15 protein-coding genes are annotated in these 13,831 nt (G+C 70.2%); all 15 read left to right on the forward strand.

Translation table 11 applies throughout. From position 1 onward, the window contains the following. The coding region (locus VM938_16105) for a type II 3-dehydroquinate dehydratase (GenBank protein HVF76560.1) at positions 1 to 462 on the forward strand (462 nt) is incomplete at its 5' end. A gap of 5 nt (positions 463 to 467) precedes the next feature. After that, positions 468 to 1,550, forward strand: a complete 1,083-nt coding sequence (locus VM938_16110; protein HVF76561.1) for an aminopeptidase P family protein — start codon at positions 468 to 470, stop codon at positions 1,548 to 1,550. After that, positions 1,547 to 2,113, forward strand: coding sequence for an elongation factor P (gene efp / locus VM938_16115; GenBank protein HVF76562.1), 567 nt, complete (start codon positions 1,547 to 1,549; stop codon positions 2,111 to 2,113). The genes VM938_16110 and efp overlap by 4 nt, the downstream gene beginning before the upstream one ends. After that, positions 2,110 to 2,517, forward strand: a complete 408-nt coding sequence (gene nusB / locus VM938_16120; protein ID HVF76563.1) for a transcription antitermination factor NusB — start codon at positions 2,110 to 2,112, stop codon at positions 2,515 to 2,517. The genes efp and nusB overlap by 4 nt, the downstream gene beginning before the upstream one ends. A gap of 65 nt (positions 2,518 to 2,582) precedes the next feature. After that, positions 2,583 to 3,152: a bifunctional pyr operon transcriptional regulator/uracil phosphoribosyltransferase PyrR gene (pyrR, locus tag VM938_16125; protein HVF76564.1), complete on the forward strand. Its 570-nt coding sequence runs from the start codon at positions 2,583 to 2,585 to the stop codon at positions 3,150 to 3,152. Then, positions 3,149 to 4,072, forward strand: coding sequence for an aspartate carbamoyltransferase catalytic subunit (locus VM938_16130; GenBank protein ID HVF76565.1), 924 nt, complete (start codon positions 3,149 to 3,151; stop codon positions 4,070 to 4,072). The genes pyrR and VM938_16130 overlap by 4 nt, the downstream gene beginning before the upstream one ends. Then, positions 4,062 to 5,339 carry a dihydroorotase gene (locus VM938_16135; protein ID HVF76566.1) on the forward strand — a complete coding sequence of 426 codons (1,278 nt, stop codon included), beginning with the start codon at positions 4,062 to 4,064 and terminating at the stop codon, positions 5,337 to 5,339. Before VM938_16130 ends, VM938_16135 begins: the two co-directional genes overlap by 11 nt. Further along, a complete protein-coding gene (carA, locus tag VM938_16140) occupies positions 5,336 to 6,409 on the forward strand; it encodes a glutamine-hydrolyzing carbamoyl-phosphate synthase small subunit (GenBank protein ID HVF76567.1) in 1,074 nt (357 codons plus the stop codon). The genes VM938_16135 and carA overlap by 4 nt, the downstream gene beginning before the upstream one ends. After that, positions 6,399 to 9,683 (forward strand): carbamoyl-phosphate synthase large subunit, encoded by a 3,285-nt coding sequence (gene carB / locus VM938_16145; GenBank protein ID HVF76568.1) that lies wholly within the window; start codon positions 6,399 to 6,401, stop codon positions 9,681 to 9,683. Before carA ends, carB begins: the two co-directional genes overlap by 11 nt. A gap of 17 nt (positions 9,684 to 9,700) precedes the next feature. Continuing rightward, a complete protein-coding gene (locus VM938_16150) occupies positions 9,701 to 10,597 on the forward strand; it encodes a dihydroorotate dehydrogenase (GenBank protein ID HVF76569.1) in 897 nt (298 codons plus the stop codon). Further along, entirely contained in the window at positions 10,581 to 11,324 is a 744-nt protein-coding gene (gene pyrF, locus VM938_16155) for an orotidine-5'-phosphate decarboxylase (GenBank protein ID HVF76570.1), read from the forward strand. Before VM938_16150 ends, pyrF begins: the two co-directional genes overlap by 17 nt. Before the next feature lie 9 nt (positions 11,325 to 11,333). Then, positions 11,334 to 11,654, forward strand: coding sequence for an integration host factor, actinobacterial type (gene mihF / locus VM938_16160; GenBank protein ID HVF76571.1), 321 nt, complete (start codon positions 11,334 to 11,336; stop codon positions 11,652 to 11,654). Between the two features lie 127 nt (positions 11,655 to 11,781). Further along, positions 11,782 to 12,339, forward strand: a complete 558-nt coding sequence (locus tag VM938_16165) for a guanylate kinase (GenBank protein HVF76572.1) — start codon at positions 11,782 to 11,784, stop codon at positions 12,337 to 12,339. Further along, positions 12,339 to 12,611, forward strand: coding sequence for a DNA-directed RNA polymerase subunit omega (rpoZ, locus tag VM938_16170; GenBank protein ID HVF76573.1), 273 nt, complete (start codon positions 12,339 to 12,341; stop codon positions 12,609 to 12,611). Before VM938_16165 ends, rpoZ begins: the two co-directional genes overlap by 1 nt. 5 nt (positions 12,612 to 12,616) lie before the next feature. Continuing rightward, positions 12,617 to 13,828 (forward strand): bifunctional phosphopantothenoylcysteine decarboxylase/phosphopantothenate--cysteine ligase CoaBC, encoded by a 1,212-nt coding sequence (gene coaBC, locus VM938_16175; GenBank protein HVF76574.1) that lies wholly within the window; start codon positions 12,617 to 12,619, stop codon positions 13,826 to 13,828. Positions 13,829 to 13,831: the final 3 nt, after the last annotated feature.

A 13,831-nucleotide genomic window follows, 5' to 3' on the forward strand; every position in this document is an offset into this window, starting at 1 on the left:
CGGCGCCAGAGCGCCGGATCGACGGACCAGAACCGACTGGTGTTGCTGCTGTCGGGCGCCAACCTCAACCTGCTCGGCACCCGCGAGCCGGAGGTGTACGGCACCGACACGCTTGACGACCACGTGCAGCGGGCCACCGTCGCCGCCGAGAGGCACGGCCTCACCGTCGAACACCTCCAGTCCAACGCCGAGAGCGACCTGGTCGAGGCCATCCACGGCGCGCGCGGCCGGTGCGCGGCGATCGTCGTCAACCCCGGTGCGTTCACCCACTACGCCTGGTCGTTGCACGACGCGTTGGCCGCCTTCGACGGGCCCGTCATCGAGCTCCACCTCTCCAACCCCAACGCCCGTGAGCCGTGGCGGCACACGTCCGTCATCGCCCCGGTGGCCAAGGGGTCGATCGTCGGATTCGGCGGGCTCGGCTACCAGTTGGCCATCGACGCGGTGGCGAGCCTCCTGTGACCCCCATGGATACCGCGGGCCGCGTCGTCCGCCTGCGCGAGGCGCTCACCGACTGCGACGCGCTGCTTGTCACCACCCTCAACAACATCCGCTACCTCACCGGCTTCACCGGCAGCGCCGCCTTGTTGCTCGTGCTGCCCGACGAGCTCGTGTTCACCACCGACGGCCGCTACCGCGACCAAGCGGCCGAGCAGCTGCGCACCGCAGGAGTCGAGGCCCGCATCGAAGTCGGCATGCCCAAGGTGCAGCAGGAGCGCATCAGTGCCTCGGCCCACGGCATTGGCCGCGTCGGCCTGGAAGCAGCGAACGTCACCTGGGCCCGTCAGCGGGCCATGGCCGCCGAGTGGTTCCCCGACGCCGAGCTGGTCGCCACCGAAGGCGCCGTCGAAGCCCTGCGCCAGGTCAAGGACGCAGGCGAGATCGCCCGCATGGAGGCCGCCGCCGCCATCGCGGATGAGGCCCTGGCCCAGGCCAAGCCCCTCCTGCTCGACGGCCCCACCGAGCGCGACTTCGCCATAGAGCTCGACTTCCGCATGCGCCGCCTGGGCGCCGGCGGCCCGTCGTTCGAGACGATCGTCGCCTCCGGCCCCAACGGCGCCAAGCCGCATGCCCGCCCCGGCGACCGCCGCATCGCGCCGGGCGAGCTCGTCGTGCTCGACTTCGGTGCCGTGGTCGACGGCTACTGCTCTGACATGACCCGCACCGTCTGCGTGGGGGAGATGTCCGACCCCGTGGCCCGCCGCATGTACGACGTGGTGATCGCCAGCCAGGCCGCCGGTGCCGAGGCCGTGGCGCCCGGCGTGGAGTCGGCCGCCGTCGACCGCACCTGTCGCGACGTCATCGCCGAGGCCGGGTGGGCCGATGCCTTCCTGCACTCCACCGGCCACGGCGTGGGCCTCGACATCCACGAGGCACCCTGGGTCGCCTCGACGGCCGGTGGTACGTTGTCCGCCGGCAACGTCGTGACCGTCGAGCCGGGCGTGTACCTCCCCGATCACGGCGGCGTCCGCATCGAGGACACGCTCGTCGTCACCGACGACGGCCGCCGTCCCCTCACCCGATCTCCGAAAGACCTGATCGTCCAATGAGTGTCTCCACCAACGACCTGAAGAACGGCATGAGCCTCGACCTGCCGGAGGGCCTGTTCTCCGTGGTCGAGTTCCAGCACGTGAAGCCCGGCAAGGGCGGCGCCTTCGTGCGCACCAAGCTCAAGAACGTGCGCACCGGCGCCGTCATCGAGCGCACCTACCGGGCCGACGAGAAGCTCGAACAGGCGATCATCGACAAGCGCGAGATGCAGTACCTCTACAACGACGGCGAGCAGTACGTGTTCATGGACAACTCGTCCTACGACCAGCTCAACGTCGACGCCTCTGCCCTCGGCACAGCCAGCCGCTTCATCAAGGAAGGCGACTCGGCCGTGCTGCAGATGTACAACGGCGAGATCGTGGGCGTCGACCTGCCTGCCGCCGTCGAACTGACGGTGACCGAGACCGAGCCGGGCGTGCAGGGCGACCGGGTGTCGGGCGCTCGCAAGCCCGCCACCTTGGAGACCGGCCACACCGTGCAGGTCCCGTTGTTCGTCAACACCGGCGACCGCATCAAGGTCGACACCCGCTCGGGCGAGTACATCACCCGCGCCGGCGGATGAGCTCGCCGTCCGGCTCCCGGCGCGAGGCGCGGGAGCGGGCACTGTCGTTGTTGTACGAGGCGGAGCTCAAGGACCAAGCCCCCGCCGACCTGTTGGCCGAGCTGGCCGTCGACCCCGACCCCTTCGCCGTCGACCTGGTCAGCGGCGTGGGCGAGCACCAGGCCGAGCTCGACGAGGTCATCGCCCGCTACGCCATCGACTGGGCGCTCGACCGCATGCCGGTGGTCGACCGCAACGTGTTGCGGCTGGGGGTCTTCGAGCTGCTCCACCGCCCCGAGATCCCGGTGGGCGCCGTCATCTCGGAGGCCGTCGAGTTGGCCAAGCGCTACTCCACCGAGGACTCCGGCCGCTTCGTCAACGGCGTGCTCGCCGGCGTCGCCGCCCAACGCGAGGCGACGGGCTGACGCTGGTAGAGTGAACGTCTGACCGTGAAGCGAGTCCCGTGAGGCTCGCACGGACAGGAGGAACGTTGGCCGAACGCGAACGAGCCCTGGCGCCCCCGAGTGGGGGCGTTTTCGTTGCCCGGGCCCAGGTCATGTCGCCCGACGACCTGCGGCGGGCCATCACCCGCATCGCCCACGAGATCGTGGAGCGCAACCACGGGCTCGACGACCTGGCGCTGATCGGCATGCAGACCGGCGGCGTGCCCTTGGCCGAGCGGTTGCAAGCCACCCTGCGCACCATCGAAGGCGGCGGCGACGTGCCCGTCGGCATGCTCGATGCCACCTTCTACCGCGACGACATCGGGCTGCGGCCCCTGGTGCCCGAGGCGGTCACCGACATCTCCTTCGACCTCACCGGCATGACCGTGGTGCTGGTCGACGACGTGCTCTTCACCGGCCGCACCGTGCGCGCTGCGCTCAACGCGGTCAACGACTACGGGCGCCCCCGGGCCGTGCAACTGGCCGTCATGGTCGACCGCGGCCACCGGGAACTGCCCATCCGCCCCGACTACGTGGGCAAGAACCTGCCCACCCGTCGCGACGAGTTGGTCGACGTCGGCGAGAGCGGCGTGGTCATCGGGGAGGTGGGCCGGTGAAGCATTTGCTCTCCGTCGAGGACCTCGGGGCCGAGGGGATCGAGGAGGTGATGCGGGTGACCGATTCCTTCGTGGAGGTCAGCGCCCGCGCCATCCCCCGGGTTCCCGCGCTGCGAGGCAAGACCGTCGTCTCGTTGTTCTACGAGGACTCCACCCGCACGCGCCTGTCGTTCGAGACCGCCGCCAAGCGCTTGTCGGCCGACACCATGACGTTCTCGGTGTCGACCTCGTCGGTGAAGAAGGGCGAATCGCTCAAGGACACTGTCGAGACCATCGAGGCCATGGGCATCGACGCCGTTGTCGTGCGCCACGGCTCGGCGGGCGTGCCCTGGCAGGTGGCGTCGTGGATCGACGCCTCTGTCGTCAACGCGGGCGACGGCTGGCACGAGCACCCCACCCAAGCCCTGCTCGACTGCTACACCATCCGCCAGGCATTGGGCGGGCTCGACGGGCGGCGGGTGGCCATCGTGGGCGACATCAAGCACAGCCGGGTGGCGCGCTCCAACGTCCTTGCTTTCACCGCCTTGGGCGCCGAGGTCACGTTGGTAGCGCCGCCCACCCTGCTGCCGCCCTCGCTCGAAGGCTGGCCGGTGAGCGTGAGCCACGACCTCGATCCCGTGCTGGCCAAGGCCGACGTGGTGTACCTCCTGCGCATGCAACGCGAGCGCATGACGGAGGCGTTGCTGCCGTCGATGCGGGAGTACACGGCCCGCTACGGGCTCACCAGCAGACGGGCGGCGTTGCTCGACGACAGCGCCATCGTGTTGCATCCGGGTCCGATGAACCGCGGAGTCGAGATCGCTGCCGACGTGGCCGAACTGCCCCAGGCCCTCGTGACCCGACAAGTTGCCAACGGAGTCGCCGTGCGCATGGCCGTCCTGTACCTGCTGCTGGGATCGGGGGCCGACCTTGCCGCGTGAACTGGTGATAGCAGGCGGCACCGTGGTCGACGCCACCGGCTCGCGCCGCGCCGACGTGCTCGTGCGCGACGGCGTCGTCGCCGCCGTGGGCGAAGGGCTCACCGCTGCGCAGACGCTCGACGCCACCGGCTGCGTCGTCGCACCGGGCCTGGTCGACCTCCACACCCACCTGCGCGAGCCGGGGCGGGAGGAGGCCGAGACCGTCGAGTCCGGCTCCCGGGCCGCCGCTGTCGGCGGATACACCGCCGTCGTGGCCATGCCCAACACCGAGCCCGCCATCGACAACGCCGCGGCCGTGCGCCACGTGCTCGACCTCGGTGCCACGGCGCTGTGCGACGTGCGGGTGGCGGGCGCCATCACGGTCGGCCGCGAAGGCACGCAGCTCGCCCCCCTTGCCGAGATGGCCGACCTCGGCGTGCGCCTGTTCACCGACGACGGCGCGGGCGTGCAGGACAGCCGCCTCATGCGCCGGGCGTTGGAGTACGCCTCGTCGCTCGACGTCACCCTGGCCCAGCACTACGAGGACGCCGCCCTCGCCGCGGGAGGCCACATGCACGAGGGGGCGTGGTCGAGCCGCCTGGGCATCCCCGGCATCCCCGCCGAGGCCGAGGAGCTCATGGTGATGCGCGACATCGCCCTGGCCCGCCTCACCGGCGCCCGGGTGCACTTCCTCCACCTGTCCACCGCGGGTTCGGTCGCCATGGTCGGCGCGGCCAAGGCACAAGGCCTGCCGGTCACCGCCGAGGTGGCGCCCCACCACTTCACCCTCACCGACGCCGAGGTGCAGGGCTTCGACACCGTGTTCAAGGTCAACCCGCCCCTGCGGTCGAGCGGTGACGTCGCCGCCGTGCGCCAGGCCCTGCGCGACGGCAGCATCGACGCCATCGCCACCGACCACGCCCCCCACACCCGCGACGTGAAGGAAGCGCCGTTCGACCAGGCGCCGCCCGGCATGCTCGGCCTGGAGACGGCGCTGGCACTGGCGATCACCGAACTCGACCTGCCCATCGAACAGGTGCTGGCGCTGCTGTCGTGGCAGCCCGCCCGCATCGCAGGCCTCACCGGCGAGCACGGCGGCCCGATCGTCGAAGGCGCCCCCGCCAACCTGTGCGTCATCGACCCCGCCGCCACCTGGGTGGTCGATGCCGACCGCCTGGCCAGCCGCAGCCGCAACACGCCGTACGCCGGTCGCAAGCTCACCGGCAAAGTCCGCCACACCATTCTGCGAGGAGAACCCGTCGTGATCGACGCCGAGGCCCAGCGATGAGGCGCGAGGGGGTGCTCGTCCTCGCCGACGGCACCACGTTCGAGGGCGAGCTGTTCGGCGCCGACCGGACGGCCACCGGCGAGGTCGTGTTCAACACCGTGCTCTCCGGCTACCAGGAGGTCATCACCGACCCGTCGTACGCAGGCCAGGTCATCGCCTTCACCTACCCGCACATCGGCAACTACGGGGTCACCCCCGACGACGACGAGAGCCGCCGCCCCCACTGCCGGGGCATCGTCGTGCGCGACCTGGTGCGTCGGCCGAGCAACTGGCGGTCGTCGGAGCACCTCGACGACTTCCTGCGCCGCCACGACGTGCCCGGCATCACCGGCATCGACACCCGCCGCCTCACCCGTCACATTCGCGACGCAGGCTCGATGCCGTGCGCTTTCGGCCCGGCCGACGACGAGGCCGCCATCAAGCAGGCGGCGGCCGACGAGCCCGGCACCGACGGCGTCGACCTCGTCGCCACCGTCACCACGGCCACGCCCTACACGGTGGGCGACGGGCCGCTGCGAGTCGTCGCCTACGACTTCGGCATCAAGCGCACCATCCTGCGCCACCTGTCGCACATCGCCACCGTCGAGGTGGTGCCGGCATCGACGCCTGCGGCCGAGGTGCTGGCCCGTCGCCCCGACGGGGTGTTCCTCTCCAACGGCCCCGGCGACCCCGCGGCGGTCACCTACGCCAGCGACACCATCAAGGAGTTGGTGGGGGAGGTGCCGGTGTTCGGCATCTGCCTGGGCCACCAGTTGCTCGGCACCGCGCTGGGCGGCGCCACCTACAAGCTCAAGTTCGGCCACCACGGCGGCAACCATCCGGTGCGCCGGCTGGAGACCGACGGCGTGGAGATCACCAGCCAGAACCACAACTACGCCGTCGACGCGGGCTCCATCCCCAGCGCCGACGTCACCCACGTCAACCTCAACGACGGCGTGGTGGAAGGCCTGCGCTGCCGCGACGTGCCCGCCTTCTCCGTGCAGTACCACCCCGAGGCCGGCCCCGGCCCCCACGACGCCCGTTACCTCTTCGAGGAGTTCAAGAACCTGATGGAGCGACATGCCTCGTAGGGACGACCTCGAAACGATCCTCGTCATCGGCTCCGGGCCCATCGTCATCGGCCAGGCCTCGGAGTTCGACTACTCGGGCACGCAGGCTTGTCGCATCCTCCGCGAGGAGGGCTACCGGATCGTGCTGGCCAACTCCAACCCAGCCACGATCATGACCGACCCCGAATTCGCCCACCGCACCTACATCGAGCCGCTCACGCCCGACGTGCTGGCGGCCATCGTGGAGCGGGAACGGCCCGACGCCGTGCTGCCGACCCTGGGCGGCCAGACGGCGCTCAACCTGGCCATGGCCCTGCACGAGCGCGGCACCTTCGAGCAGTTCGGCGTGGAGATGATCGGCGCCACACCCGAGGCCATCGCCACCGCCGAGAACCGCGAGCGGTTCAAGGCGGCCATGGTCGAGATCGGCCTGAAAGTGCCGCCCTCGGGCTTTGCCTACAACCTCGACGACGCCATGAAGGTGGGGGAGGAGATCGGCTTCCCCGTCATCATCCGCCCCAGCTACATCCTCGGCGGCAAGGGCACCGGCATCGCCCACGACCTCGACAGCCTGCGCCAGATCGCCGAGGTCGGCCTGGCCGCCAGTCCCGTCTCGGAGATCCTCATCGAGCGCTCCATCGCCGGGTGGAAGGAGTACGAACTGGAGGTCATGCGCGACCACGCCGACAACTGCGTGGTCGTGTGCTCCATCGAGAACTTCGACCCCATGGGCGTGCACACCGGCGACTCGGTCACCGTCGCACCGGCCCAGACGCTGAGCGACGTGGAGTACCAGATGATGCGCGACGCCGCTTTTCTCTGCATCCGCCGCATCGGCGTGGAGACGGGCGGGTCCAACATCCAGTTCGCCATCAATCCCGACGACGGCGACATGGTCGTCATCGAGATGAACCCCCGTGTCTCCCGTTCCAGCGCGCTGGCGTCGAAGGCCACCGGGTTCCCCATCGCCAAGATCGCCGCCCGCCTCGCCGTGGGCTACACGCTCGACGAGATCACCAACGACATCACCAAGGAGACGCCGGCGTCCTTCGAACCCACCATCGACTACGTCGTCACCAAGGTGCCGCGCTGGGCCTTCGAGAAGTTCCCCGGTACCCCCGACGTGCTCGGCACCCGCATGCAGTCGGTGGGCGAAGCCATGGCCATCGGCCGCACGTTCCCCGAGTCGTTGCAGAAGGGGATGCGCTCCCTGGAGCATGGCCGTTGGGGCCTCAACTGCGATCCCGGCGAAGCCGTCTTCGACCAGCTCGACGACGACGAACTCGTGCGCCGCGCCGCCATCGGCACCCCCGACCGCCCTTTCCAACTGGAAGCTGCGCTGCGTCGCGGCATCTCCGTCGACCGGCTCTACGAGGCCACCCGCGTGGACCCGTGGTTCCTCGACCAGATCCTCCTGATCGTCGAAGAGCGCGCCGCGTTGGCAGAGCGCGGCATCGACGCCATGACCCGGCGCGACTGGCGCCGGGCCAAGCGCCTCGGTTTCTCCGACGCCCAGCTGGCCTACCTGTGGAGCACCGACGAGCGCACGGTTCGCGCTCGACGGCTCGAAGCGGGCGTGCGCGCCACCTTCAAGACCGTCGACACCTGCGGGGCCGAGTTCGACGCCAAGACGCCGTACCACTACTCGACCTACGAGGACGAAGACGAGGTGCGCCAGAGCGACCGCCGCAAGATCGTCATCCTCGGCTCCGGCCCCAACCGCATCGGCCAGGGCATCGAGTTCGACTACTGCTGCGTGCACGCGTCGTTCGCCCTGCGCGAAGCGGGCTTCGAGACGATCATGATCAACTGCAACCCGGAGACGGTGTCGACCGACTACGACACCAGCGACCGGCTGTACTTCGAGCCCCTCACCTACGAAGACGTCATGAACGTCATCGAGGCCGAGCAGCCCGAGGGCATCATCGTGAGCCTCGGCGGCCAGACGCCGCTGAAGCTGTCGGGCGAACTACCCGCCGAGCTCGTGCTCGGCACCAGCCCCGAGTCGATCGACCTGGCCGAGGACCGCGAGCGTTGGAACGCCTTGTGCGCGCGGCTTGAGATCCCGCAGCCCGCGGGCGGCACCGCCGTCACCGTCGACGAGGCCCTCGCCATCGTGGAGCGCATCGGGTACCCCGCCCTCATCCGCCCGAGCTACGTGCTCGGTGGCCGTGCCATGGAGATCGTCTACGACGAGGAAGGCCTGCGCCGGGCCATGGCCGCGCTGGCAGGGTTCGGCTCCCTCGGCCGCGAAGGCGGGTTGTCGGCCACCAGGCCGGTGCTCGTCGACCGCTTCCTGGAGGACGCCACCGAGGTCGACGTCGACGCGCTCAGGGATGCGGCCGGCGACTTCGTCATCGGCGCCGTCATGGAGCACGTGGAGGAAGCGGGCGTGCACTCCGGCGACAGCGCCTGCGTCATCCCGCCGCCCACGCTGCCCCACGAGGTGGTCGAGGTCATCGAGGGCTACACCAAGGCCATCGCCGATGCCCTCGACGTCCGCGGCCTCATCAACGTGCAGTACGCGGTGAAGCAGAACCAGGTGTTCGTGATCGAGGCCAACCCTCGCGCCTCGCGCACCGTGCCGTTCGTGGCCAAGGCCACCGGGGTGCCGCTGGCCAAGGTGGCGGCGCGAGTGATGGCCGGCGCCACCCTGGCCCAGCTTCGCGACGAAGGCCTGCTGCGCCCGCCCGTCGAAGGCGGGCATGTCAGCGTCAAGGAAGCGGTGCTGCCCTTCAGCCGCTTCCCCGACGTCGACACCGTGCTCGGTCCCGAGATGCGCTCCACCGGCGAGGTCATGGGCATCGACACCACCTTCGGCCTGGCCTTCGCCAAGAGCCAGATCGCCGCGGGCGACCAGTTGCCCGACAGCGGCTCGGTGTTCTTCTCGTTGGCCGACCGCGACAAGCCCGCGGGCCTCGCTGCCGCGACCAAGTTCGTCGAGCTCGGCTTCTCACTGGCCGCCACCGCGGGCACCGCCGCGTACCTCGAAGCCAACGGCGTGCCCGTCGACACTGTGGTCGGCAAGGTGGGGGAGGGCGACGGCGAGACGGCCGTCGAGCTCATCACCAGCGGCAAGGTGCAGTTGGTGGTGAACACCCCGCGCGGCCGCGGCCCCCGCGCCGACGGCGCCTACATCCGCACCACGGCCAACGTGCACAACGTGCCGTGCCTCACCACCGTGGCCGCGGCACGCGCTGCCGCCGCGGGCATCGCCGACTGGGGCCGGCACGAGCTGTCGGTGCGGTCGTTGCAGGAGTACCTGGAAGGGGACCAGCTACGCCTCCCCGTCTGATCCACACCTCGACGCGGGTGGGCTCGGTCGAGCTCGACAACCCGGTGATGACCGCGGCGGGCACGGCCGGCCACGGGGCCGAGCTGGGCCGTTACGTCGACCTCGCCACACTGGGCGCGGTCGTCGTGAAGTCGCTGTCGCCCCAGCCGTGGGCGGGCAATCCCGCGCCGCGTGTGCATCAGACCACAGGCGGCATGCTCAACAGCGTCGGCCTGCAAGGGCCAGGCGTCGAGGCGTGGTTGGAGCACGAGCTACCCCCTCTGCTCCAAGCCGGTGCCACCGTCGTGGCTTCCATCTGGGGCTTCACCGTCGAGGACTACGCCAAGGCCGCGGCCATGTTGGCCGACGCGCCCGTCGTCGCCGTCGAGGTCAACCTCAGTTGCCCCAACGTCGAGGACCGGCGCCACATGTTCGCCCACAACCCCACGACGGCGGCCGAGGCCATCGAGGCCACCGCTGCGTGTGCCAAGCCCCGCTGGGCCAAGCTCAGCCCCAACGTCACCGACATCACCGAGATCGCGGGCGCCGTGCTCGACGCCGGCGCCGACGCACTGACGTTGGCCAACACCGTCATGGGTCTGGCCATCGACCCCGAGAGCCGCAAGCCACGACTGGGCGCGGGCGGTGGAGGACTGAGCGGTGCGGCCATTCGTCCCGTTGCCGTCCGGGCCGTCTACGACTGCCGCAAGGCGTTCCCCCACGCCGCCATCGTCGGCGTGGGCGGCATCAGCAGCGGCGAGCACGCCGTCGAGTTCCTGCTCGCCGGCGCATCGGCCGTGCAGGTGGGTACCGCCACGTTCGCCGACCCCAAGGCCCCGGCGCGGGTACGGTCGGAGCTCGAACGCTGGTGCCGTCGGCACGGCGTCGACCGGATCACCGACCTGATCGGAGGCGCGCATGTCGGAGACCACTGACCAACGACGAGAGCAGGCACCTGATGTTCGCAACCGCTTGGCCATCGCCCTCGACGTCGACGACCTCGTCGAGGCGTTGCGCATCGCCAAGGACGTGCGGCCGTGGTTCGGCGTGGCCAAGGTGGGCCTCGAGCTCTATGCGGCGGCGGGCACCGACGCCGTGTTCGAACTGGCCAAGCTCGACTACCGGATCTTCCTCGACCTGAAGTTCCACGACATCCCCACGACCGTTCGCAAGGCGGCCCGGGTGGTGGGTGCCATCGGCGCCACGTACCTCACGCTGCACGCCTCGGGCGGCAACGCCATGTTGCGGGCGGGCGTCGAAGGCTTGGCCGAAGGCGCGGCGAGCGCGGGCCTCGAGGCACCGACCACGGCGCTGGCCGTCACCGTCCTCACCAGTGAGGAAGCGGCCCCCGACCAGGTGCTCACCAACCGCATCAAGCACGCCATGGAGGCGGGGTGCGGCGGCATCGTCTGCGCCGCCACCGACGTGCGCCACGCCAAGCAGGTGGCGCCTCGCCTGACTGCCGTGGTGCCTGGCATCCGCGCCGCCGGGATGAACACCCACGACCAGGCCCGCGCCTCCACCCCCGAGGCCGCCATCCAGGCGGGCGCCGACCTTCTCGTCGTGGGCCGGGCGGTCACCGGAGCAAGCGATCGCGCCGCGGCCGCCGAGCAGTTGGTGGGGTCGCTCGACCTCGAACGTCGTTCAGCGTCCTCGCGCTAGGGTCACGCCATGCCGTTGCCCCCCGCTCTTTCCCCCGATCAGCGACAGGCCGCGCTCGACAAGGCAGCAGCCGCACGGCGCCAGCGCGCCGAGCTGAAGGAGAAGCTCAAGATGGGCTCGATCACCTTGCGCGAACTGCTCGATCAGGGCGAACGCGACGAGGTCGTCGGCAAGATGAAGGTGGTCGCCGTCCTCGAATCCCTCCCCGGAGTGGGCAAGGTCAAGGCCCGCCGGCTCATGGAGGAGATCGGCATCAGCGACGCCCGTCGGGTGCAGGGCCTGGGCGAGAACCAGCGCAAGAAGCTGTTCGAGCGCCTCTCCCAGTTGTAGGCGCCTCCGGGTCCTGTCACGCACGGATGCCTTCCCACCCTCGTCCCTCGGGCGGGCCCCTTCCCTACCTGCCACCCCTCGGCGTAGCGCTGAGCGGAATCGGCTTTCAGCCGATACTGATGTTGCCGTGAGCGTTTACGTACTTTCCGGGCCGGGGGGCGCGGGCAAGAACACCATCGTCGACCGCCTGCTGGCGCGCGACCGCACCCTGCGCGAGAGCCGGAGCTGGACGACCCGGGCCCGGCGTCCGGGCGAGCCCGAAGACGCCTACACGTTCGTCACCCGTGACGAGTTCCTCGAACACGTGCGCAACGACGGGTTCCTGGAGTGGGCCGAGTACGTCGACAACTTCTACGGCACGCCGCTGCCTCGCGCCGAGCCGGGAACCGACCTCATCCTCGTCATCGAGGTGCAAGGTGCGCGCCAGGTGCTCCAACGGGTGCCCGACGCAGTGATGATCCTGGTGGCGCCCCCCAGTCGCGAGGTCCAGCAGGCCCGCCTGCGAGCCCGGGGCGACAACGACGACCACATCGACAAGCGCATCGCCATCGCCGAGGAAGAAGAAGCGATCGGGCGCACCCTCGCCCACCACATCGTGGTGAACGACGACCTGGATAGGGCCGTCGAGGAGGTCGCCGGTATACTCGACAGCTACCGCAAACCCCCTGCCGAAGGAACCGCGTAATGGCTCAGCGCCGCCCGACCATGATGGACCCGCCCATCGAGCAGCTGCTCGACAAGGTCGACTCGAAGTTCTCGCTGGTCACCCTCGCTTCCAAGCGCGGCCGGCAGATCAACTCCTACTTCAACCAACTGGGCGAGGGCCTGGGCGCCATCGTGCCCCCGCAGGTCACCTCCGTCTCGCGCAAGCCGCTGTCGATCGCCCTCGAGGAGATCGCCGCCCACAAGATCGTCTTCCGCCGCGTCGACGAGCCCGAGGCCGGCTCGGAGCAGTAAGACCCGTGTTGGCGGGACGCCGCATCGTCCTCGGCGTCTCCGGCGGCATCGCCGCCTACAAGGCCGTCGAAGTGTGCCGTCGCTTGGTCGACGCCGGGGCGTTCGTGTCGCCCGTCATGACCAAGGACGCCGAACGCTTTCTCGGCAAGGTCACCCTCTCGGCCCTCGCCTCGGAGAAGGTGCGCACCTCCATGTGGGACGAGGCCGAGCCCATCCCGCACACCAAGCTGGGCCAAGGCGCCGACCTCGTGCTCGTAGTGCCCGCCACTGCCCGCGTGCTGGGCGCCTATGCCGCGGGCTTGAGCTACGACCTGCTCACCTCGACGCTCCTCGCCACCCGCGCCCCGGTGGTGGTGTGCCCGGCCATGCACACCGAGATGTGGGAGCACGCGGCCGTGCAGGAGAACTTGGCCACCTTGCGCCGCCGCGGCGTGCACGTGGTCGACCCCGAGGTGGGGCGACTGGCGGGGGGCGACGAAGGCGCCGGACGCCTGGCCGACCCCGCGGCTGTCGTCGCTGCCGTCGAATCGGTATTCGCCCGGCAGGCCGACCTGGCCGGCGTGCGCATGCTCGTCACCGCGGGCGGCACCCGCGAGCCCATCGACCCGGTGCGTTTCATCGGCAATCGATCGTCGGGCAAGCAGGGCTACGCCATCGCCGAAGAAGCCCATCGCCGCGGCGCCCACGTCACCCTGGTCACCACCGTCAACCGCACCACCCTCGCCGGCATCGACATCGAGCGGGTGGAGACGGCGGCCGATATGGAAGCCGCGGTCGCCCGCCACAGCGACGACGCCGACGTGGTCGTGATGGCCGCCGCGGTGGCCGACTTCCGTCCCAAGGCCACGGCCGACACCAAGATCAAGAAGGGCGACGGCGTGCCCGAGGTCATCCTCGAACCCACGCCCGACATCCTGGCCGGCGTGGCCGCCCGCAAGCGCGACGGGCAGTTGCTCGTGGGCTTCGCGGCCGAGACCGCCGACCTGCGGGCCAACGCCGCCGACAAGCTGGCCCGCAAGCGGCTCGACCTCATCGTGGCCAACGACGTGTCGGCGCCTGGCGTCGGTTTCGAGCACGACACCAACAGCGTGATTGTGCTCGCGGCCGACGGTACCGAGCAGAATGTCCCCCTGACGGACAAGCGGCAGGTGGCGAGCGTGGTGCTCGACCAGGTAGCCGCCCGCCTGACCCGCCCCAGCACTTCAACAGGGAGTTAGACC

The organism is Acidimicrobiales bacterium (assembly GCA_035536915.1).
GTDB lineage: Bacteria > Actinomycetota > Acidimicrobiia > Acidimicrobiales > JAHWLA01 > JAHWLA01.

What these genes read in the sequence shown, in the direction of transcription:
- VM938_16110 (HVF76561.1), top strand. Translation starts at nt 468, where the DNA reads ATGGATACCGCGGGCCGCGTCGTCCGCCTGCGCGAGGCGCTCACCGAC.
- efp (HVF76562.1), top strand. Translation starts at nt 1,547, where the DNA reads ATGAGTGTCTCCACCAACGACCTGAAGAACGGCATGAGCCTCGACCTG.
- nusB (HVF76563.1), top strand. Translation starts at nt 2,110, where the DNA reads ATGAGCTCGCCGTCCGGCTCCCGGCGCGAGGCGCGGGAGCGGGCACTG.
- carA (HVF76567.1), top strand. Translation starts at nt 5,336, where the DNA reads ATGAGGCGCGAGGGGGTGCTCGTCCTCGCCGACGGCACCACGTTCGAG.
- carB (HVF76568.1), top strand. Translation starts at nt 6,399, where the DNA reads ATGCCTCGTAGGGACGACCTCGAAACGATCCTCGTCATCGGCTCCGGG.
- pyrF (HVF76570.1), top strand. Translation starts at nt 10,581, where the DNA reads ATGTCGGAGACCACTGACCAACGACGAGAGCAGGCACCTGATGTTCGC.
- mihF (HVF76571.1), top strand. Translation starts at nt 11,334, where the DNA reads ATGCCGTTGCCCCCCGCTCTTTCCCCCGATCAGCGACAGGCCGCGCTC.
- rpoZ (HVF76573.1), top strand. Translation starts at nt 12,339, where the DNA reads ATGGCTCAGCGCCGCCCGACCATGATGGACCCGCCCATCGAGCAGCTG.